At 42.4% G+C, this 21,811-nt stretch carries 17 protein-coding genes and 1 other RNA gene; 9 read left to right on the forward strand and 9 right to left on the reverse strand.

Annotation, left to right across the window (positions count from 1 at the left end; genetic code table 11):
• Positions 1-82 precede the first annotated feature (82 nt).
• Entirely contained in the window at positions 83-1,822 is a 1,740-nt protein-coding gene (locus ACNKW3_RS05675; RefSeq protein ID WP_427398311.1) for a hypothetical protein, read from the forward strand.
• Between the two features lie 233 nt (positions 1,823-2,055).
• On the opposite strand, the gene ACNKW3_RS05680 is transcribed toward ACNKW3_RS05675, so the two are convergent.
• Complete coding sequence (locus tag ACNKW3_RS05680) at positions 2,056-3,096, reverse strand: zinc-dependent alcohol dehydrogenase family protein (RefSeq protein WP_427398312.1); 1,041 nt, start codon at positions 3,094-3,096, stop codon at positions 2,056-2,058.
• A gap of 142 nt (positions 3,097-3,238) precedes the next feature.
• On the opposite strand from ACNKW3_RS05680, the gene ACNKW3_RS05685 reads away from it, so the two are divergent.
• The 3 genes from ACNKW3_RS05685 to ACNKW3_RS05695 all read left to right on the forward strand — a co-directional run bounded on the left by ACNKW3_RS05685 (position 3,239) and on the right by ACNKW3_RS05695 (position 6,981).
• Positions 3,239-3,703, forward strand: coding sequence for an Lrp/AsnC family transcriptional regulator (locus ACNKW3_RS05685; RefSeq protein ID WP_427398313.1), 465 nt, complete (start codon positions 3,239-3,241; stop codon positions 3,701-3,703).
• 572 nt (positions 3,704-4,275) lie between these two features.
• The gene (locus tag ACNKW3_RS05690; protein WP_427398314.1) at positions 4,276-5,475 is read left to right on the forward strand and encodes a hypothetical protein; all 1,200 of its coding nucleotides are present in this window, start codon (positions 4,276-4,278) and stop codon (positions 5,473-5,475) included.
• A gap of 33 nt (positions 5,476-5,508) precedes the next feature.
• Positions 5,509-6,981 (forward strand): hypothetical protein, encoded by a 1,473-nt coding sequence (locus ACNKW3_RS05695; RefSeq protein ID WP_427398315.1) that lies wholly within the window; start codon positions 5,509-5,511, stop codon positions 6,979-6,981.
• Between the two features lie 181 nt (positions 6,982-7,162).
• On the opposite strand, the gene gcvP is transcribed toward ACNKW3_RS05695, so the two are convergent.
• From gcvP to gcvT, 3 genes are all read right to left on the reverse strand, one after another.
• On the reverse strand, positions 7,163-10,060 hold the full coding sequence (gene gcvP / locus ACNKW3_RS05700) for an aminomethyl-transferring glycine dehydrogenase (RefSeq protein WP_427398592.1): 2,898 nt from the start codon (positions 10,058-10,060) through the stop codon (positions 7,163-7,165).
• A 111-nt stretch (positions 10,061-10,171) separates the two neighbouring features.
• Positions 10,172-10,561 carry a glycine cleavage system protein GcvH gene (gene gcvH, locus ACNKW3_RS05705; protein ID WP_427398316.1) on the reverse strand — a complete coding sequence of 130 codons (390 nt, stop codon included), beginning with the start codon at positions 10,559-10,561 and terminating at the stop codon, positions 10,172-10,174.
• A gap of 42 nt (positions 10,562-10,603) precedes the next feature.
• Positions 10,604-11,692 (reverse strand): glycine cleavage system aminomethyltransferase GcvT, encoded by a 1,089-nt coding sequence (gene gcvT / locus ACNKW3_RS05710; RefSeq protein ID WP_427398317.1) that lies wholly within the window; start codon positions 11,690-11,692, stop codon positions 10,604-10,606.
• A gap of 134 nt (positions 11,693-11,826) precedes the next feature.
• Between gcvT and ACNKW3_RS05715 the strand changes: the two genes are divergently transcribed.
• A complete protein-coding gene (locus tag ACNKW3_RS05715; protein ID WP_427398318.1) occupies positions 11,827-12,672 on the forward strand; it encodes a LysR family transcriptional regulator in 846 nt (281 codons plus the stop codon).
• Positions 12,673-12,904: 232 nt separating this feature from the next.
• Positions 12,905-14,464, forward strand: a complete 1,560-nt coding sequence (locus ACNKW3_RS05720) for an amidohydrolase family protein (RefSeq protein WP_427398593.1) — start codon at positions 12,905-12,907, stop codon at positions 14,462-14,464.
• Between the two features lie 64 nt (positions 14,465-14,528).
• Here ACNKW3_RS05720 and ACNKW3_RS05725 read toward each other — a convergent pair whose 3' ends face one another.
• The 5 genes from ACNKW3_RS05725 to ACNKW3_RS05745 form a co-directional block, all read right to left on the reverse strand.
• Positions 14,529-14,696: a hypothetical protein gene (locus ACNKW3_RS05725; RefSeq protein ID WP_427398319.1), complete on the reverse strand. Its 168-nt coding sequence runs from the start codon at positions 14,694-14,696 to the stop codon at positions 14,529-14,531.
• Positions 14,697-14,846: 150 nt separating this feature from the next.
• Positions 14,847-16,034 carry an FAD-dependent monooxygenase gene (locus ACNKW3_RS05730; RefSeq protein ID WP_427398320.1) on the reverse strand — a complete coding sequence of 396 codons (1,188 nt, stop codon included), beginning with the start codon at positions 16,032-16,034 and terminating at the stop codon, positions 14,847-14,849.
• Positions 16,034-17,218 (reverse strand): FAD-dependent oxidoreductase, encoded by a 1,185-nt coding sequence (locus ACNKW3_RS05735; protein WP_427398321.1) that lies wholly within the window; start codon positions 17,216-17,218, stop codon positions 16,034-16,036. The genes ACNKW3_RS05730 and ACNKW3_RS05735 overlap by 1 nt, the downstream gene beginning before the upstream one ends.
• Before the next feature lie 31 nt (positions 17,219-17,249).
• Positions 17,250-18,572 (reverse strand): Xaa-Pro aminopeptidase, encoded by a 1,323-nt coding sequence (gene pepP / locus ACNKW3_RS05740; RefSeq protein ID WP_427398322.1) that lies wholly within the window; start codon positions 18,570-18,572, stop codon positions 17,250-17,252.
• Positions 18,569-19,141, reverse strand: a complete 573-nt coding sequence (locus ACNKW3_RS05745) for a UPF0149 family protein (protein WP_427398323.1) — start codon at positions 19,139-19,141, stop codon at positions 18,569-18,571. The genes pepP and ACNKW3_RS05745 overlap by 4 nt, the downstream gene beginning before the upstream one ends.
• Before the next feature lie 145 nt (positions 19,142-19,286).
• Between ACNKW3_RS05745 and ACNKW3_RS05750 the strand changes: the two genes are divergently transcribed.
• From ACNKW3_RS05750 to ACNKW3_RS05760, 3 genes are all read left to right on the forward strand, one after another.
• Positions 19,287-20,633 carry a GntP family permease gene (locus ACNKW3_RS05750; RefSeq protein ID WP_427398324.1) on the forward strand — a complete coding sequence of 449 codons (1,347 nt, stop codon included), beginning with the start codon at positions 19,287-19,289 and terminating at the stop codon, positions 20,631-20,633.
• 77 nt (positions 20,634-20,710) lie between these two features.
• Positions 20,711-20,894, forward strand: a non-coding RNA gene (gene ssrS / locus ACNKW3_RS05755) — 6S RNA.
• Positions 20,895-20,915: 21 nt separating this feature from the next.
• Positions 20,916-21,809 (forward strand): ribokinase, encoded by an 894-nt coding sequence (locus tag ACNKW3_RS05760; protein ID WP_427398325.1) that lies wholly within the window; start codon positions 20,916-20,918, stop codon positions 21,807-21,809.
• Positions 21,810-21,811: the final 2 nt, after the last annotated feature.

The following is a 21,811-nucleotide window of genomic DNA, read 5'->3' on the forward strand; positions in this document are numbered from 1 at the left end:
ATGACGAATGGGCAAAGGTTTTTTGAATATGTTAGGCTATAAATCACGCAGCGCTGATTAAAAAATCATCAAGGAAGATAAAATGAATAAACTTTTATGTCAGGTATGCTTACTCTCAGTAATTCTCTATTCTTTTACCGCGTTTAATTTAGCAAATGCCGAAGAAAATCAAGTAAAACCCTTTGCTAAAGGCATTCGAGGTTTTTGGGTAACTCGAATTAAAGCGAACCAAAACATTGCAGATAACACTATTATCAACCTTATGTCGTTGAAAATTCCACGACAAGCGAATAATCCTCCGTATAAACAACAATCAAAATTTGGATCTGTAAATCTAAATTCACAAGGTAAAACCTGCACGTTTGAAGTTGTTAGTGCTATTGCCGACAGTAATAACGTTAAACTTGCAGTTTCGCTCTCCCCTTTTTATCAAGTGAACAAAAAAGGAAAAATAAAAGGTAATGAAAAAGCATTGGAACGATGCCGTGCTATTGGCCTTGATGGAATTGATTTTTATGCAGTAAAACCAAAGCTTTTGGGCGGCATAATAAGGTTCGAAAATGGTGATGTTGTGCACACCTTGTTTGAACCTCAAGGCGGGGCTTCGCTAAAGTTAGGTAGTGTCAATATAGTCGCAAAGAACGCTGAATTATTTTCAGTTAATATACCTGAACCAGCTATAGAGGACGTTAATTCAAATAAGATAAATCCCAAGGATGATAAACTAACAAAGACAAAACCGCCGAAAAATTCTCAACAATCTGCCCCCAAAGTCGAATCAACCGAAGAGCCGTTTTACAAAGACAACGCATTTACACTTAAACACCCTAACTTCAACACCTTTTACATACCAGTATATGACGGCATTCCAGCGTTAGTCAGCAACGGGCTGTTATCGACGGGTTCTAAGAAATCACCTTCGTATCAAGAAAATTTCTCTCCATCAAATCAACAAGACTGGCAACAATATTACACAGCGCTACGGGACTTTCTTGATATTGTTTCCATGATTGATAACGAACAATTAGTAAGGTGGTATAAGACTTCCCCCGGAGAAGGGAATAGCGGTGCATCCACCTATGAAATTGCCTTAGACAAACGCCGTGCTGATTGGATGCTCAATATCATCACCAAGGCATTTTTAACCGCAGCAAAAATTGACCATATTCATAAGTACTTTTGCCCTGAAATGGATAAGAAAAGTGTGCAATTTACTCGTAGTCGTTGTAGCACTTTCCAAGGAGATATCAATGAACAAAAACGTTTACTAAGCGTATTTTTAAACGAAACAATTCCTGAATTAACGCAATATGCAGAGCCCTTAAAACAGGTTAACAAAGTTTCGGTTGTAAACTGGGCTTTAATATCAAATTACGATTCTGAACAACAAGGTTTTGTCGTTAGCCTATTCAGTGACTTTACCTTCACACCTTATGGTGCCGTTGTTACTGAATCTGCTAGCGATTTTGCACGGAAATTCAAAGAAAGTTATCCAGTATTCAAAACCATGTACATTGGATCGAAAGATCGTTTATCAGGCGCAGGTTCTACAGGCGCATTATTACCTATGGATATAGACGCAGCTCAAACGTTTTTAAAACAGGCTGACGCAAACCAAAAACGTCTAGCAGCTATAATGACAATTGAGCTTATCCCAGAAAACATAGATGATTACGCAAAACGAATTCTCAACGACAAAAAACTCACATCAAGAGAATATAGATATAAATTAGTTTCAGAGAATGTTGAGCTATTCCAGCCTACAAAACAAGGCATGGTTCCAGTTCATACATTCCCGGTGGATGTTGAGCCTGTTAAGTGATTAATTTCGGCGTCATTCGTCCCCTCTAGTCATTCCGACCGTCCCTCGTCATTCGGCCCCTCCCTCGTCATTCCGACCCCACCTCGTCATTCCGCCCCTCCCTCGTCATTCCGCCCCTCCCTCGTCATTCCGACGAAAGTCGGAATCTCCCAGATATTTCCGGAGGTGCTGATTTCCATCAGCATGACGTGTAGCTTCGTCATTCAGACCCACAAGCTTTACTAACATTAGAATTAAAACTGCGTTACGACTGTTACTCCAGGAGAACTTGCTTTATCCAGTGAGGTAAGAGCTAAGATAGATTCCTCAAGAGAAATACAACGACTTAACAGTTTTTCTGGAGCAAGTTTTCCTGAAAGAATCATGTTTAACATTGCGTCATATCTATACGCTTGCATTCCGTGACTACCAAGAATCATTAATTCATGGGCAACAACTCTATCCATAGGAATCGGCGGGGTTGATTGATCTGCCAATAAAAGTCCAACTTGAATATGACGCCCTAAACGTCTAAGCGATTTAACCGAATTGACTGCTGTTATCGGATGACCAAGTGCGTCCAGTGAAACATGTGCTCCACCTTGGCTAATTTCGTGAATAGCTTCAACTACATTATCAACTTTGTTTGCATTAATCGTTGCAACCGCTCCAAAACTCTCCGCCAGCTTTAATGCTTCTTCTGACAAATCAACAGCAATTACGTTTGCCCCTATAGCTGTCGCTATCATAATTGCAGAGAGCCCTACGCCACCACATCCGTGAACACTAACCCACTGCCCAGCAGAAACCTTACCTTGATCAACTACTGCGCGGAAAGAGGTAGCAAAACGGCAACCCAAGCTAGCAGCAGTCGTAGATGCCATGTTATCTGGCAAGGCAATCAGATTTACATCAGCATGATCTATAGAAACAAACTCAGCAAATGAGCCCCAGTGGGTAAAACCCGGCTGCGTCTGAATTGCACAAACTTGATGGTTACCAGAGGCGCAATCACTACAACTACCACAAGCACTTATAAACGGAGATGTAACGCGATCGCCAACTTTGAATGTTCGGACATTTTTACCAACAGCTTCAACTACGCCAGCAAATTCATGACCGGGAACATGAGGCAATACTATGTCTGGATCATGCCCTTTCCAACCATGCCAATCACTGCGACAAACGCCAGTAGCTTCCACTTTTATTACAACACCATCAATTTTAGGAGAAGGGTCATCTACCTGCATAATCTTTGGCAACTCTCCAAAATTTTCAAATACTACAGCTCTCATTAATACCCACCTTTCAAAACCATTAGTTTATTCATTTTAGTTTACAGAATTGACTTGAAATTACTTTTCCATTTTCTGTCATTTGCGCTACATTTATGCAAGCATCTTGCATAATTACCATGACTTTTAAAGGAATATTTACTTGAAAAACCTAGATAAAAAAGACATTGTTATTTTACAAAAACTACAATCCGACGGTCGATTATCTAATGCAAAACTTGCAGCAGATCTTTCTATTAGCGAAGCAGCTTGCTGGCGACGAATCAAAAGCATGGAGAAGGAAGGGTATATAAAGGGGTATCAGGCCAATCTTGATCGCAGCAAACTAGGGTTTGGCGTTATCGCTTTTGTTCAGATAACTTATGTGGAGCATGGTATCGAAACTACGAAGCAGTTTGAAAAAGTAATTCAAGATTCTCCGAACGTTCTGTTCTGTCACAATACAACGGGTGATGCAGACTTTCTATTGCAAGTTGTTGCAAAAGACCTCGATGACTACAGTAGGTTTGTCGAACATGTTTTAAGGAAGCTAAAAGGCGTCTCATCTATTAGATCCAGTCTATCTTTGAGGGAAGTTACTTCAACTACTAGGCTTCCAATAAATTAAGTTCTAACTCATTTAACGGGTATGAGTAAAGTATCACCATTCCGACACTACGCCGCCATTTAATCCCTCTCTAGTCATTCCGACTCACCCTCGTCATTCCGTCCCAACATCGTCATTCCGACGGAGGTCGGAAACTGGTGGATGTTTTAGGAGATGCTGATATTCATCAGCATGACGGGAACGTTTAGGAGGTGCTGATATGCATCAGCATGACGTGTAGCTTTGTCATTCCGACGGAGGTCGGAAACTGGTGGATGTTTTAGGAGATGCTGATATTCATCAGCATGACGGTAGAGGCATCAGCATGACGGTAGAGGCATCAGCATGACGGTAGAGGCATTAGCATGACGGAGAGGTCATCAAGCTACCAATTTTTAAAATTTATAGATTTAGTAAAGTTTTATGTTTTTTTTGTTAGAACTCTCCACGATTCTGTGAAGTTTCTCATTGATAGTGTGCAACAAGCTTAAGTGGCTTATCACTTAAAACTCTCTCGACCGGGGCTATACACCACTTAAGCGTAATTAGAGGCAAATTGTCCTCTATCTTCAAGGAAACTAAAAGGCACTATAATGAAATTAAATCGACTATGTAAACTTATAGGATCAGTGGGGTTAATGGCCATTACCCTATCTGCAATGGCTCAGGAAGCTGATGACGATGTTCAACCTTCCCCGCCCTCTATTGGCACAGATATACCCGTCACTTATTTTGGTCCACCACCGTCATCGGTTGAGCCAGAATTGATTGGCCCCTATCAATTATTGACTGCGGGTGAATTAGACGTAGACGCAGGCACAATAACCTTGCCTCTATATGAAGGACGCCTTAAAGAAACCGGGGAATCTGTATGGTACATTATCACAGATACTACGGATAAAGATGTTGCAGAAGCATTGGGTATCAACCATGCTGCTAAGCTAGCATTTGCAGACAATTTACGTGCCGTAAGAATCGCTGAAACCAGTTTCGACGGTACTCTTCTTTTTCACTGGGGTTCAGTAGACTTTTCTCCTGAGCGTTCAGTGGTTCCTGGTAACACTACCATTGCCGAGAATCCAGCTTTCCCGCCTGAGAGTTTTCAACCTGGCGCTATAGGCGACGAACTTTACTCTCCTTTAGTGAAAATCATAAGTTCTGGCGATCACATCTATAACGCCCCTATGGTGGCATTTAATGTGGATGCAGAACAAATTGATTTCTGTGATACCACACCTGACTACAGTTTGGTACATGACAATGTGGCCTACATCTGTCCTTCAGAAGGCACTGTCACCATGAAACTAACCCCAGGTTTTAGTTTCGCCAAGCCGGTACTTTATATGTCTACAGACGCTAATAATGAACTTCCAGCTGCTCTGGAAGGGGCTATTTTTGCGCCTGGCCTACGAGATGTTGAAGTAGGTGCTGATGATTCCTTGTTTAGCGCAGTAGAACGTATTTTCGGCTTTGTTAATGGTCCTGTAAACATAGTTGAAGGACAAGTGAACCCTCAACGTCAAGGATTTGAAAGTGCTTTACGCGGTGAAGGTCCTCCATTGAATGTATTAGGTGGTATTCCAACGGTAGCCACAGATTACAGCCCGCTTTGGGACTTAAATCTGGGCGAATGGACGCCTGAAGCTGTGAACCAGCGTTATCCATCACGCCTAACCGAAGAGTTCCAAATCCTCGGCCTAGTTGAGCGTGGCTTCATTACCGGTCCAGGTGGCGCTTTGTATGGCTCGACTGGAAATATCATCAACTGTCCAATCGTACACAGATTCCTGTAAGCACCGATTAATTTAAATAGTAAGGATTTTAAAATGAATATTAACACCTCTAAAATATTGTTGGTGACGGCATTTACGCTGGCGTTGGCAGCTTGTGGGAGTGACGGCGACACTGGTCCTCAAGGACCTCCAGGTCCTCCTGGCCCTGCTGGTGAAGATGCACCGGTTCCTACACCTACTCCAATTACTGTGGTCGGTGGCCGACTTGCGCAGGATTTTGCAGACGCGACGGAAGCAGAAACCAATGCTTTTACGCCTAATTCAGGCGATCCTTTGGAATTCGATCCAGATGAAGATGACGTAAGACCTGGACCACCTTCTGTGGGCGCCGATATTCCGGTAACCTACTTTGGACCAGCCCCATCTTCAGTGAATCCAAATTTGATTGGCCCATTGCAACTATTGACTGCTGGTACTGTAGACACAGAGTCCGAAACTGCGACCATCACATTGCCATTATATGAAGGTCGTCTTGCTTCTGGCGGACCTCGTGACGGCCAACGTTTTTGGTATGTGGTTACCGACACGTCTGACCCTGAAAATGCCGAAGCCTTGGGTCTGAATTTCAGCGCAAAATTAGCCTTTACTGACGTCAGTGAAGAAGGTGATAGCTTTAACCCCAATGCAGTTCGACGCGGATTTTATGATCAGAATGGTACACTAATAGTTAACGGTGGTGCAGTGGACTTCTCTCCAATGAGAAATGTGAATGCCGGCTCTACTAATGACGATGGCACCAGTAACTTACTCGCTAGCTTAACTTTTGCTCCGGGTGCAGTTGGCACTGGCGTGGACGATGCAGACGGGTTTTACAGTCCATTGGTCAAAATAGAAAACGCCAGAGGTCACATTTATAACGCACCTATTGTTTCCTTTAATACTGATGAAGAAGATTTTGCGGCATACTGTGACGGCATCAGCATGGAAGAGATGCAAGAAGCACGCTCTATTTTGCATGACAAAGTTGTTAGTATCTGTCCAGGTGAGGACGGAGAACCCGGCACAGTTACCTTAGAATTGACACTAGGATTTAGCTTTGGCCGACCTGTGCTTTACTTATCTACTGACGCTTCAGCAGAAATTGCATCTGCATTGGAAGGAGCAGTATATACTCCTGCACTTGGAAACATTCCTGTAGGCCGTGATGATTCATTGTTTAGTTCAGTGGAGCGAATTTTTGGCTTTACTAACGGCAAAACAAATCAGCAGGCTGGAGAAGTGAATCCACAAAGGCAAGGTTTCAATAGTGCAATTCTCGGTGAAGGCGGCCCATTGAATGTATTAGGCGGCATTCCAACCATTGCTACCGACTACAGCCCACTTTGGGATCTGAACTTAGGTGAGTGGACGCAAGAAGCCGTGGATAACAACTATCACAGCAGAATGACCGAAGAATTCGCCATTCTTGGCATGGTAGAACGCGGATTTTTGACCGGCCCTGGCGGAGCACCCTACGGCTCAACCGGCATCATTATCAACTGCCCGATTGTTCAACGTTTACTATAAGTAATAGTCCCAAACGCCGCTTGATTAAGCGGCGTTTTTTTAAAATGGAGACTTAGTCATTCTGAGGGTTCATTCGTCATTCTGACGAATGTCAGAATCTGTTGGATATTTCAGTAGATGCTGATGTACATCAGCATGACGAAACACTCTAAATTCACTATTCAAATTAATTCAACCCACCCTACCGATAACTCTCCAAACTTGGACAGCTACAAATAAGGTTTCTATCCCCGAATACGTCATCGATTCTATTTACCGTTGGCCAGAACTTGTTGTCTTTGACTGCTGGTACTGGGTATACCGCGAGTTCACGGCTGTAGGCGCGGTTCCAATCGGCGTCTGTGATATCCGCTAATGTGTGTGGTGCGTTGTGCAATGGATTGTCGGTTGCGTCCCATTCGCCGCTTTGCACTTTGGCAATTTCATTGCGGATGCAAATCATGGCTTCGATGAATCTGTCTAGCTCGGCTTTGGCTTCGGATTCTGTTGGCTCAATCATTAAAGTGCCCGCTACTGGGAAGCTCATGGTTGGCGCGTGGAAACCGTAGTCGTTTAAGCGTTTTGCCACGTCCATTTCAGTCACGCCGCTAGCTTCTTTTAGTGGACGTAAGTCGATAATACATTCATGGGCCACGCGACCTTGCGTGCCTTTATAAAGCACTGGGTAATGACCTTCGAGTTTCTTGGCTACATAGTTGGCATTTAAGATGGCAACTTCGGTGGCTTTTTTCAGACCTTCGCTACCCATCATTTTGATGTACATGTAACTAATTGGCAAAATTGATGCACTGCCCCAAGGCGCCGCTGATACTGCGCTGTTGTCGTTCAGTTCATCATTGGTGCCTGCAGCTTTTAGTTTTACCATGCTGTGGCTTGGTAAAAATGGCGCAAGGTGAGATTTAACACCTATAGGTCCCATGCCTGGGCCGCCACCACCGTGTGGAATACAAAAGGTTTTGTGCAGGTTTAAGTGAGATACGTCTGAACCAATTAAGCCCGGTGATGTAATACCCACTTGGGCGTTCATGTTGGCGCCGTCCATATACACCTGACCGCCAAACTCGTGCACTATGTCACAAATTTCACGCACGGTTTCTTCGTATACACCGTGAGTCGATGGGTAAGTGATCATGGCACAGCTTAAGTTATCTTTTACTTGCTCTGCTTTGGCGCGTAAATCTGCAAGGTCAACGTTACCTTTTGAGTCGCAGTTGACCACTACTACTTTTAAGCTCACCATTTGCGCAGATGCTGGATTAGTACCGTGAGCCGATTGTGGGATCAAACACACGTTTCTGTGTCCTTCGCCACGGCTTTGGTGATAGCGTTGAATCGCTAACAAACCAGCGTATTCACCTTGTGCCCCTGAGTTTGGTTGCATAGAAAGGGCATCGTAACCCGTGATGTTAATTAACCAATCGCTTAGCTCTTCTAACATCTCTTGGTAACCTGCAGCTTGGTCTAATGGCGCAAACGGGTGAAGTTGACCAAATTCAGGCCAGGTCACTGGGATCATCTCAGCTGTTGCGTTTAATTTCATGGTACAAGAACCCAATGAAATCATAGAGTGATTCAATGAAAGGTCTTTGTTCTCTAATGTTTTTATATAGCGCAACATTTCAGTTTCTGAATGATAGCTATTAAACACTTCATGCGTTAAAAACTCAGAACTACGTACTAGGCTTGCAGGAATTGAATCACTGCCTTTTTCCAGTAATTTGGCATCTAGGTCAGCAACAGATAAACCGTGGTTATCACCAATGAATAAGCTAAATAAAGTGTCGATATCTGCACGAGTAGTGGTTTCGTCTAAACTAATGCCCACAGCACCGTCTAAATCTGCACGTAAATTAATGCCTTTTTCTAAAGCTGCGGCTAATACCGCGGCTTTGTCATCTACCTTGACAGTTAAGGTATCAAACCAAGTAGTGTGAGCTAGTTTAACGCCTTTAGCAGTTAAACCGGCAGCTAGAATATCAGTTAATCTGTGCACGCGATTAGCGATGGCAGACAAACCTTTTGGTCCGTGATACACCGCGTAAAAACTTGCCATGTTGGCTAATAACACCTGAGCAGTACAAATATTGGAGTTGGCTTTTTCACGACGGATATGTTGTTCACGTGTTTGCAGTGCCATACGTAATGCTGGGCGTCCGCGAGTGTCTTGGCTCACACCAATAATACGGCCCGGTAATGAACGTTTGTAATCGTCGCGAGTCGCAAAAAACGCCGCGTGTGGACCACCATAGCCCATAGGCACACCAAAACGTTGAGCGCTGCCTAGCGCAACGTCGGCACCTAACTCACCTGGAGGCGTTAACATAGTTAATGCTAGTAAATCGGTAGCAACTGCCACTACTGCTTTGCTTTCCTGTAAGGTTTCAATTAGTCCTTTGATATCGACCACTTCGCCTGTGGTGGTTGGGTATTGCAATAAGGCACCAAACACATCATGTTCGCTGGCTGCTTCCATTGGGCCAATAATCAATTCGAAACCAAACATGTCAGCACGGGTTTTTAATACATCGAGTGTTTGTGGATGCACAGAGTCGGCGGCAAAAAAGCTATTCGACTTTTTGTTTTTAGATACGCGTTTTGCCAATGCCATGGCTTCGGCCGCTGCAGTAGCTTCATCTAATAAGGACGCAGAAGCTAAAGGCAAGCCTGTTAAATCAATAGTGACTTGTTGGAAATTTAAAATCGCTTGTAAACGGCCTTGAGCAATTTCTGGCTGATAAGGTGTGTAAGCTGTGTACCAACCTGGATTTTCCAACACATTTCGTAAAATCACATTTGGCGTTAAGGTGTCGTAGTAACCTGCGCCAATAAAGCTCTTTAATACTTTATTTTTACCTGCAACGGTTTTAAGCGCTGCTAGGGCTTCTTCTTCACGTGCGCCTTCACCTACTTGCAAACGATCAGATCGAATGCCTTGTGGCACAGTTTGTTGCATTAGATGATCAAGAGAATCAGCGCCAATATCCGCTAACATTTCGCTGATTTCTTGTTGGCCGGGCCCAATATGACGTCGAATAAACTCGTCTTTATTTTCTAGTGTATCTAGACTCACTGACGACATTTCAGTGCTGGTATTGGTAACATGACTCATAACGGGTAACCTGTAAAAAAGAATATAAAATATTCAGGCGAACTCAAAAGTCCGCCTGCTAATTAGGAATTGTTGTGTCGCTTAGTCTTCTTCAATAACGCCAGCGTAACCTTCAGCGTCTAATAAACCTTCAACTTCTTCAGCATCGTCCGCTTTAATTTTAAATAACCAACCATCACCGTATGGGTCTGAGTTTACAAGCTCAGGTGAATCTTCTAAATCTTCATTTACTGCAATTACTTCGCCAGAAATAGGCGCGTAAATATCAGAAGCGGCTTTTACAGATTCTGCAACAGCACAGTCGTCGCCAGTAGTCACTGCATCACCAACGTCTGGTAAATCTAAAAACACCATATCACCCAAGAGTTCTTGCGCGTGTTCTGTGATACCAATGGTGAATACACCATCACCTTCTGAACGAATCCATTCATGAGTATTTGCGTAACGTAATTCTTGTGGGATATTGCTCATAATATTTCCTAATTGAGTAAATGTTAGTGAATATAAGTGTTATTAAAGTACGCTTTTGCCGTTGCGAACAAAGCTAGGCTTTACAACGTCAACTGTGATGTTCTTTTTACGCATAGCGACTTCTGCTGTAGCGCCCGGTTTAGCTCCCTCACCTGCTGGTACTCTTGCCATTGCAATGCTGAAACCTAGGGTTGGAGAAAATGTTCCCGAAGTAATAATGCCTTCGCCGTCTGAGGTTGTCACAAAAGTGCCCGCTCGAAGTACGCCTTTTTCTTTCATTACTAAGCCAACAAGCTTTTGTGTACCTTCTGCTTTTTGTTGCTCTAAAGCGCTACGACCAACGAAGTCACGGTCTTCTGGTTCCCACGTAATGGTCCAGCCCATGTTTGCCGCTAATGGCGATACTGTTTCATCCATATCTTGGCCGTATAAATTCATACCTGCCTCTAAGCGAAGAGTATCACGTGCACCTAAACCACAAGGGCTTACGCCGGCGGTTAATAAGGAATTCCACAAATCGATAGCTTTGTTATTTGGCACCATGATTTCATAGCCAGCTTCGCCGGTATAACCTGTAGTAGCGATGAATAAGTCTTCAGCTTGCACACCAAAAAACGGCTTCATATCTTTTACTGCTTCTACTTGTGCATCGGAAAAAATCTTGTGGGCTTTTTCTTTAGCATTAGGGCCTTGCACGGCAATCATGGAAAATTCATCACGTTCTTTAATCAGAACATCGAAACCTTCTGCGATTTTAGCTAGCCAGTTAAGATCTTTTTCTTTAGTCGCGCTATTTACCACTAAGCGATAGTTGGTATCGTCAAAGTAATACACAATAAGATCGTCAACCACGCCACCAGCTTCATTTAACATGCCGCTATATAATGCTTTGCCTTTTTGGGTCAACTTAGCCACGTCATTGGCCAACAAGTAGCGCAGATAATCTTTAGCCTGAGCGCCAGTGACATCCACTATTGTCATATGAGAAACATCGAACATACCTGCGTCTTTTCTTACTGCATGGTGTTCTTCAATTTGTGAGCCGTAATTAATAGGCATTTCCCAACCGAAAAAATCCACCATTTTGGCACCGGCAGTAACATGGGCTGCGTGCAGGTTTGTTTTGTTCATAGCATTCTCTTTTTAGTCAATATTGAACCAGTATAGAAACAGGCTATGCAGCAAACAAATTAAAAGTACAAATAGTTACATAAAAATTTTTAATGTATTATTGGCACAGTATTAGATTATATAATATTTATATTATGAAACAACTATCTATCGATAACTTAAGAACCTTTGTCACCATTGCAGATTTAGGTAGCTTTCAAAAAGCAGGTGATTTGTTGGGTAGAACCCAACCAGCCATTTCATTACAAATGAAGAAGCTAGAAAGCCAACTAGAAAAAAAGCTGTTTACTAAAAAAGGGCAGAGTTACCAACTTAATCCCGATGGCCAGTGGTTATACGAGCAAGCTAGAAAAATATTATCGTTAAATGATGGCATTTTCAGAGAATTTACCGAGCACAAATTAAGTGGCCGCTTGCGTTTAGGCATTCCATCAGAATTTGCCTCTACCTTACTGCCCAGTATTGTGGGCGAATTTAGCCAACGATACCCAGATGTGTCCTTAGATGTTACGTCGGCTCTTAGCCGGCAATTATTATCGCCTAATTTTCGCCATCAGTTTGATTTAATTTTGGCGTTAATCCCGCCAGAGTTGCCAATCGAAGGGGAAGTATTATTAAAAGATCAATTAGTTTGGGTGTGCGATAGCAATCAGGCGGTATCTAAACAAAGCATTAATTTAGTGGTTGCGCCCGATGGCTGTGTTTATCGCAGTAGAATCATTGAAAAACTTAAACAACAAACCCATGCGTGGAAAATCACTTATACCAATGCCGACCTTTATGGTTTGATAGCCGCCATGCGCCAAGGTTTGGGCATTACCGCTTTGGCTCGTTCAAGTGTGCCCCCAGAATTGAGCATTATTAAAGATAATCGGCTACCTCAATTAGGCCAAATAAATATTTGTTTAATTAAGCAAGAAGGCCAACATCCACAAGTTTGTGAAACTTTAACCGGGTACATCAGGTCTAGAATCAACTAATAGATAAAATGAATACCTAAAATTAAATTCATTTATGTCAATTTTATGTATATTTCGATAATATTTTATTAACAAATGCATTTTTTACGTATATAATTTAATCATCATTTCATATTACGTAGTTGTAATGATAACAGGGTGTTTTTAGTTCAAACCTGATAAAAATAATAATAAGTAGATTTAAGTATATTCAGTCATGTATAAGCATAATTACTTTTTTGTAACTCGTATCATGCGTTTTGTTGTGATCGCTGTTATGTTAGCCGTATTTCTCGTAGGTGCTATGGCAGTAGCCGCACCAGGTGCAAAAGCGCCTGAGAAATCGCCAAATGAAGGCGAAGGTCCATACGCAACTCTTATTCTAAGAGGCGCAAATCTGATCAACGGGGAAGGAGCTCCCGTACAAGGTCCTGTTGATATTGTTATTGAAAACAACAAGATAACTAATATCGTTAGTGTTGGGTACCCGGAAGTACCCATAAGGCCAGACAGGCGACCTAAGCTTCCTAAAAATGGCAAAGAAATTGATTTAACCGGGCACTTTATAGTGCCCGGTTTCGTTGATATGCATGGTCACATTGGCGGGTCGGCAGATAACATCCCTGCAGAGTATGTTTTTAAGCTTTGGATGGCACATGGCATTACCACGGTTCGAGAGCCTGGCAGCTTCAACGGACTTGACTGGGTCCTTGATCACGTAGAACGTAGTAAAAAAAATACCATAGTAGCGCCTCGCATTATTCCTTACGTTGGCTTTGGAATGGGCCAAAAAGAGCCAATTTTTAGTGCCAAGCAAGCAAGAGACTGGGTAAAAAAAATTGCTAAAGCTGGGGCAAAAGGAATTAAATTTTTTGGTGCTAGCCCCAAAATTATGGAAGCCGCATTAGACGAAGCTCAGAAACAAGGTTTAGGCACCATGATGCATCATGCCCAATTAAATGTAATGGGAACAGATGCTCTGGATTCAGCTCGTTTAGGCTTGGTTTCTATGGAACATTGGTACGGACTACCTGAAGCCTTATTTACCGACCGCACACTTCAAAATTACCCTACCGACTATAATTACAATAACGAATACCACAGATTTAAAGAAGCCGGCCGGTTATGGCAACAGGCAGGTAAACCCGGCAGCGAAAAGTGGAATCAAGTGAGAGATGAACTCATATCATTGGATTTTACTATTAATCCCACTATGACTATTTATCAGGCGAGTCGCGACCTGATGCGCGAAAGAAACGCCATCTGGCATGAAGAATACACCCTGCCTACCCTTTGGGACTTTTTTACACCTAGTCGATATGCTCATGGATCATATTGGTTTGATTGGACAACCGCTGATGAAATAGCCTGGAAAGAGAATTTTCGTATTTGGATGCAATTTATCAATGACTATAAAAACCATGGCGGTCGCGTAACAACGGGTTCTGATTCGGGTTATATCTACAAAATTTATGGTTTTGGATACATTGCAGAATTTGAACTGTTACAAGAGGCAGGTTTTTCACCTTATGAAGTGATTCAATCAGCCACTTTAAACGGAGCGCAAGCCTTAGGTATGGATGATGAAATTGGTTCTGTTGCTGTGGGTAAACTCGCTGATATGGTGGTGTTGGAATACAACCCACTTCAAAACTTTAAAACACTCTATGGTACAGGGCATTATCGTTTAAACGAAAATAATCAGCCAGAGCGTGTAGGTGGTGTTAAATACACCATTAAAGACGGCATTGTGTATGATGCTAAGCAATTACTTAAAGATGTACGTGAGATTGTGGCAGAGGCAAAACTATAACCACTTTTTATTAGGTGCTTGTTCTATGTGAGTAGATCAAGCACCTAAAACACATCACTGTTGACTAATCGTCTGAGTGAGACTGCTGTTTTCGTTGTTTACGATCCCGTGCAGATTGTTCTTTACGCTTATGAAGCTTTGATTTAACTGCATCAGATGTATCACCTCTACTAGCATGATAATCATCATCTTCATAATCGTCTTCTTTTGAATATCTGTAATCTTTTCCCATAACAAATTCTCGGTTTACTCACAGTATTAATATCTATTCTGCGCGGAAAAAATCCAAGATGATTTTGGCATAATCAATGCCAAATTAATAACATTAAATTATATTAAGATTTATTTATATTAATTTTCAATTAGTTAGGTTTAAAATCCACTAATTCCCAGCAGCTTGTTTGATAAAAAATTCTTTCACTGGAGATACTTTGTTAGCCGCTAACAAGCCTAGGTTTCTTACCAATTTTTTCATTGGATTATCGCCATCAAACAACTGCTTAAAACCTTCCATAGTGGCGATTGTTTTCATCGCTTCGGCTTTTTGCTTTCTTTCATAATTGCGTAAAATTTTATTATGGCCAACGGGGTATTTGTCTTTCGATTGAATTAACAACTCCGCTAACGTTTGCGCATCAGAGAGACCTAAGTTTGCACCCTGTCCTGCCAGAGGATGAATGGTATGTGCGGCATCTCCCACTAATGCCACATGCAGCTTGGTCCATTGTCGGGTGTAACGCATGCGTAACGGAAATGAAAAACGCTCAGTTGTTAAGGATACTAACCCTAATTGGTTGTCGATATCAACTAACAGCGCTTTGCAAAATTCATCCTCACTCAACCCCAGCAATTCGCTAGCGCGTTTTGTCTTCTGTGACCACACAATTGAACACTGAAATGGATCGGCAAGGGGTAAAAAGGCGAGAGGCCCAAAAGGTGTAAACCCTTGTCGCGCTGTATTATCGTGAGCTATTTCGGTACGCACATTGGCAACGATAGCTGTATGCTCGTAATCCCAAAATGTTTCCGAGAACCCCATCTGTGCTTTGATCTGTGAATTCGCGCCGTCGGCGCCAACTAATAAACTACCCGTAATTTGTTGTTGATTACTCAATTGCAAAGAATATCCAGCATCGATTTCTTGAATCTGCTCAACACTTACCCCTAGTAACAGCTGAATATTAGACATTGTTGCCATCTTGTCATTTAACGCGGCCACAATAAGGTCGTTCTCAATAATATGACCAAGATGTTCACTTTGCATTTCTTGAGCGCTAAATTCGATTTGCCCAAAACCATCCTTATCCCACACTTGCATATCTGTGTATGCTTGCTTGCGTTGGATATTTTGCCAGATGTTCAGTTTGCGGAAATAAGCTTCACTGGCTGCGCTTATAGCACTTACCCTTGCCGAAAATACCTTAGGCTGGATATCAGTGGTAACTGCACTGGCAAAATCGACTACTGTGACGGAAAATCCAGCTTCAGCTAAATCAATAGCAAGTGAACCGCCAACAATACCGCCACCCACGATTAACACATCAGTGTTTTGCATTTTTTTGGCTGGCATTAGCGTTCTCCCATGGCGTAACGAACAAAGGCTTTCTGCAGTAAAGATGAGTGATTCATTAGTTGTAAACCTGCACTTCTTCCCACCACTGTTGGTAGATAATGATTGGAAAACACTCGCACTAAACTGTCTGTCGCGGTAATAATAGAGGTTTTATCCTTGCGTCTACGCTTTTTATATTCAGATAAATTACCGAACACGCCCGGATCTTGTCCTCGAAGGCTTTTCACTAAGTCAGATATATCACGTATACCAGTATTAAATCCTTGCCCAGCAATGGGGTGCAAGCTCTGAGCGGCATTTGCAATACAAACCACACGGTGTTGCACAAAATCCGGCACGACTTTAAGTGATAAAGGATACTGAAATCTAGGTGAAGGACTATGGATACTGCCCAGTCTTGAACCAAATAAAGTTTGTAGACGTTGGCAAAAATCTTCATCAGATAAGCCTTTTACTTCTTCTACCATTTCATCACCAAGGCTCCACACCACAGACATTAGATGCTGGCTATTTTGACCTTGTTCCACTTCCATGGGCAAAAAGGCAATAGGACCATATTTGGTAAAACGTTCAAACGCCCTGCCTTGATGCGGCAATTGAGTTTGCACATTAGCGATAATAGCGGTTTGCTGATAGTCCTTTTGTTCCACCACAAAATTGAGTTTTTCCCGTGTAGGGGAGTTGGCTCCTTCGGCAATAATCAAGAGTTTTGCGTTTAATTTGCGGTTTGAGGTGTTAATCGACACTGAGTCTTTGTGCTGTTGCAGACTTTGGATACTTTCATCCGCAAAGTAATTGATTTTAGTCCCAGATAACTGCTCATACAATGATAATCCAAGTGTTTCCAGTCGCACTACCTGACCAAAACTCTTTACGCCTAACTCATCGGCAGATAAGGCTACTTGGGCGCAATGATGGCGATCTGATACATGAATATGCTTGATACTAGATGATGGGATATCTGAGATATCCATACCAAAGCTATGCAAATGCTTGATAGATTCAGCCGCCAAAGCAATCACCCTAGCATCAAAACTAGGATGAATATCAGATGCGCTAGGAGCATATTTTTCGATCACTGCCACGGAATAATCCGTGTTTTTAGCAAGAGCCAAGGCTGCCGCGCAGCCTGCAACGCCACCACCCGCAATAACTATATCGACTTGTTCAAACTCTGACATTTGTGCTTTTGTTGTCTTTATTTTAGAAATGTTAGGCTTGCATGAGTGTTTCAATAGCAGCGATTTCTTTCACTGCGCCTATAGTAAGCACTTCATTGCCCTTGTTTGTTATTAAAATATTATCTTCAATTCTTACGCCTATGCCTTTGTATTCATCAGGTACATCTGCGTCTTTACTGACATAAATACCCGGCTCTACCGTCAATACTGTGCCAGGCTGTAATGGTAAATCTTGTCCGTTCTTTTTGTAATTACCCACATCATGCACATCTAGCCCTAAATAGTGTCCTAAACCGTGCATGAAGAAATTTCGCCAACTTTCATTTTCAAGGATCTCAGGCAGACTTCCTTTTAAAATGCCTAACTTGAGTAATCCACCGGCAATGATCTCTACTGCGATTTTCATCCCCTCAGCTAAGGTTGCGCCTGGGCCAAAGTAATCGATACAAGCCAACTGAGCATCTAACACCAGTTGATAAATATCAGCTTGCGGCTTGCTAAACTTACCATTGACTGGAAATGTGCGGGTAATATCTGCCGCATACCCTTGATATTCACAACCAGCATCAATTAACACTAAGTCGCCATCATTTATCACTTGGTTGTTTTCAGTGTAATGCAAAATACAGGCATTTTCGCCACCGCCCACTATAGTGTTGTAAGCTGGGAACCTTGCACCTTGCATCGCAAATTCATGCAAAATGATGGCTTCTAATTGATACTCCCAAATCCCTGATTTAGCTTTCTTCATTGCCGCTAAATGTGCATCGACTGAAATATCCGCCGCTATTTGCATGACAGCAATTTCATTCGCGGATTTTATCAAACGCATCTCATCTAATAATTGACTCACATCATAAATACTGCGAGGCGCTATCATTGATTGCTTAGGTGCAGCTTTACAAGTCGCAATGGCAGTTTGAATTTCAGCATCCATATGGGGATGAGAATCTAGGCAGTAATACAAATGTTGATGACCGTCTATGAATTCTGGTAGCAGTTCGGCTAACTCTTCTAAGCTGAACGCTTGGTCTACACCTAAATCTGTGGTTGCTTGTTCAACCCCGAGTCGCTTTCCTTGCCATATCTCTGCTTGTTTGTCTTTGGGGGGGACAAAAATATAACTAGCGCCTTGTTCAGATTCATCTTTGTTCGATAACAGCAGTAATCCATCGGGTTCATTAAATCCGGTGAGATACCAAAAATAACTGTCTTGTCGGAATTGGTATTCTGTATCCCTACTACGTGTCACTAAACTCGCCGCAGGAATAGCAACTAAACTGTCAGGTTCGCATTTTGACAGTAACGTCTGTCGACGTTGAATGTATTCTGATAAAGGTATCTGTGTGTTCAATGGATAACCGAAGAAGGATGTTGACGACTATCAAGCAAAGACTTGCCTAATTCATTAAAACAAAGCATGGCGCTGATACGCACATATTCAACCACTTCAAACAAAGCTTGTTCGTTATCTTCGCCTTCCGACATATCTTCGTCCATTCTGGCAATCTGGCTGAAATCTTCCAACGCTTCTTTTACCTCATCTGAGCAGGTTTTAAAGTCAGATTGATGCAAGCCAAAGCCTAATAGGAAACCTTGCACCCAAAGCACTAGAGCTTTACCTCTGTCATTGATTGGTGCCGAGTCATCTGGTAAGAAAAGAGTCAACGCAAAATCAGGTTCGATGAACTCTTGGCAAATTCGGTTAAATAAACCCACCATTATCTGTTTGGTTTGAGAAGAAAAAACATCGCCTTGATTGACCACATCTTCAAGGGCGGTAATCCAATCTTGATTATCAACACTCATACCGCCTGCGAGCATGCCGCAAAGTATACCATGCACTTCAGCCACATCGACGAGTAATTTCTGCTGGGCAAATTGGTTACTCAATTCGTCATATTGTAAATCTGTATCACTCACAATTTTGTCTCAAAGTTATTTCGCCTGCAATCCTAGCACTAACGGGGCAAATTAACTAGCCAGTTAAATTGTGAACGAAATGTAAAATATTTTGATTGTAATAACACATTTGATCTTTTAGAGTATTTGAAAAAAAGGAAGACTTATGTTGCAAGAATATCCCTTAGCGGTCGCATTGATAGCCATTGCCGCGCTCCTCATTTTGATTATTTTCATTCGCATTCATGCTTTTGTTTCTCTCATCTGTGTAAGCGCTTTCACAGCTTATTTAGGGGGCATCCCCTTCGATAAAATCGTTAGCACAATGACCGCTGGATTCGGTTCGACCCTAGCATCCGTTGCACTCTTAGTTGGTTTAGGCGCCATGATAGGAAAACTACTTGATATTACTGGCGGCGCTCAAGTATTAGCCGACAGCTTGGTAAGTAGATTTGGCGCAAAAAATGCGCCTTTTGCTTTAGGCATAGCCTCTTTATTATTTGGCTTCCCGATATTTTTTGATGCTGGATTAATTGTGATGTTGCCAGTAATTTTAAGTGTTGCGGCAAGATTTGGTGGCTCTGTACTATTTTACGCTTTGCCAGCCGCTGGGGCTTTTGCTGTCACTCACGCCCTAGTTCCCCCGCATCCAGGACCTGTAGTTGCCGGCGACTTACTAGGCGCAGATATAGGTTTATTGCTGGTTTACAGCACCCTGGTTGCAATTCCAACTTGGTATGTCGGAAGTTTTTTATTTTCTAATTTTATCAGTCAAAAATTCATGATTTCCTTGCCTAATTATTTTAAACCGGCCCAAAGCGTTGAAAATCCACCTGAATTTTCTACTGTACTCTGGATTCTGCTACTTCCATTATGCTTAATATTTTTAAATACGGGTTTAAATGCCTATCAAACAAGCTTTAATCATGATTTGGATTCACCACTAGTGGAATTATTAATGGCAATTGGACAAACACCCATTGCATTATTGATAACCCTGTTGTTGAGTTTAGTCTTATTTTCTCGTCGTTTTAGCCGAGTAGAATTGGAACGATTATGTGACCAATCTCTCGGGCCAATTTGTGCCATCATTCTAGTGACTGGCGCTGGCGGAATGTTTGGCGGTGTGCTGCGCGCTATTGGCGTTGGCGATTCTTTATCATCTCTCTTGTCAGATATAGGCTTACCGTCCATAGTCGCGGCTTTTATTATTGCAGCTTCTTTACGCATAGCCCAAGGCTCTGCCACTGTCGCCTTGACCACAACAGCAGCCATTATTGCGCCAGTTGTGGCTATGGACACAAGCTTATCCTCGGCTGATTTATGCTTTATTGTAATCGCCATTGCTGGAGGCGCCTCGGTTTTATCTCACTTCAATGATTCGGGTTTTTGGTTAGTTGGACGTCTTTTGCAGATGGATGAAAAAACCACACTTAAAACCTGGACCCCTATGGTCACTGCGATTGGGGTTACTGCGTTCAGTTTGTCTTGGTTTTTAAGTCTATTCCTTTGAAATAGACTTTAAACCGACTCTTGGATGCGTTAAACTTTGCGATTCTTGCAAATCGGACTTGCAGCACAAAGCTTCAATGCTTCCTGGAATGTTTGCTTGTATACTGCATGTTCCTGGCCGATGCTATAAACTTAGGATCTTGACTCTATTGCTTTTGCGCAAGCTCGACTTGAATCGAGAAGCCTACGGCAATGATGATATTTCCACCGTGTCCATTTCGGCGCACGGACGATAAGTATGCGGCGGCATTTTGGGGGGCGCCCTATTTCTATGAGTAGCTAAATGGCAGTTTTCAATTTCGGATCTATTAATATCGACTACGTGTATAACGTAGAACACTTTGTCGCACCTGGAGAAACCCTTTCTTCCACTGGTTTTAATGCCATTCTAGGCGGTAAAGGTGCTAATCAATCAGTTGCATGTGCCAAAGCTGGTCTAGCTACCTATCATGTAGGTGGAATAGGCTCTGGCGATTTACCAATGATTTCGCCAATGCATGACGCCGGCGTGAATATGGATAATGTGCAATCCTTTGATGATATTCCAAGTGGGCATGCAATTATTCAGGTCACCCCTGACGCGGAAAACGCCATATTATTATTTTCTGGCGCAAATCATCAGCTAAATCAAGAACGTATCGAGCAGGCATTGGCCAACGCCAATAAAGAGGATTGGGTATTATTACAAAACGAAACTAATTGTATTGCCGACATCATCGAAACTGCTCATGAAAAAGGCATTAAAATAGCCTTCAACCCAGCGCCTATGACCCAAAGCGTGGTTTCGTTACCCTTAGAAAAATTAGAACTATTGATTGTTAACGAAATTGAAGCCATGCAACTTACTAATACTAAGACTGTTGAAGATGCCAAAGCGGCACTTTCGACTACTTATCCCGATTTAAAGCTGGTATTAACCTTAGGCAAGCAAGGTGTTTGTTATCTTCACCAAAATACCGAGTATACATGCGAAGCCTTTAAGGTCGATGCTGTAGATACTACTGCTGCTGGTGATACTTTTATCGGTTATTTTCTCGCGACTTATGATGCTACTCAAGATGTGCAAACTGCCTTGAAAAGCGCTTGCGCAGCGTCCGCAATATCGGTGACCAAGAAAGGTGCCGTACCCTCTATTCCCGCCAAACAAGACGTGGATACTTTTTTACAACAATTCTAATA

The sequence above is a fragment of the Glaciecola sp. 1036 genome, from assembly GCF_050306235.1.
Taxonomy (GTDB): domain Bacteria; phylum Pseudomonadota; class Gammaproteobacteria; order Enterobacterales; family Alteromonadaceae; genus Glaciecola.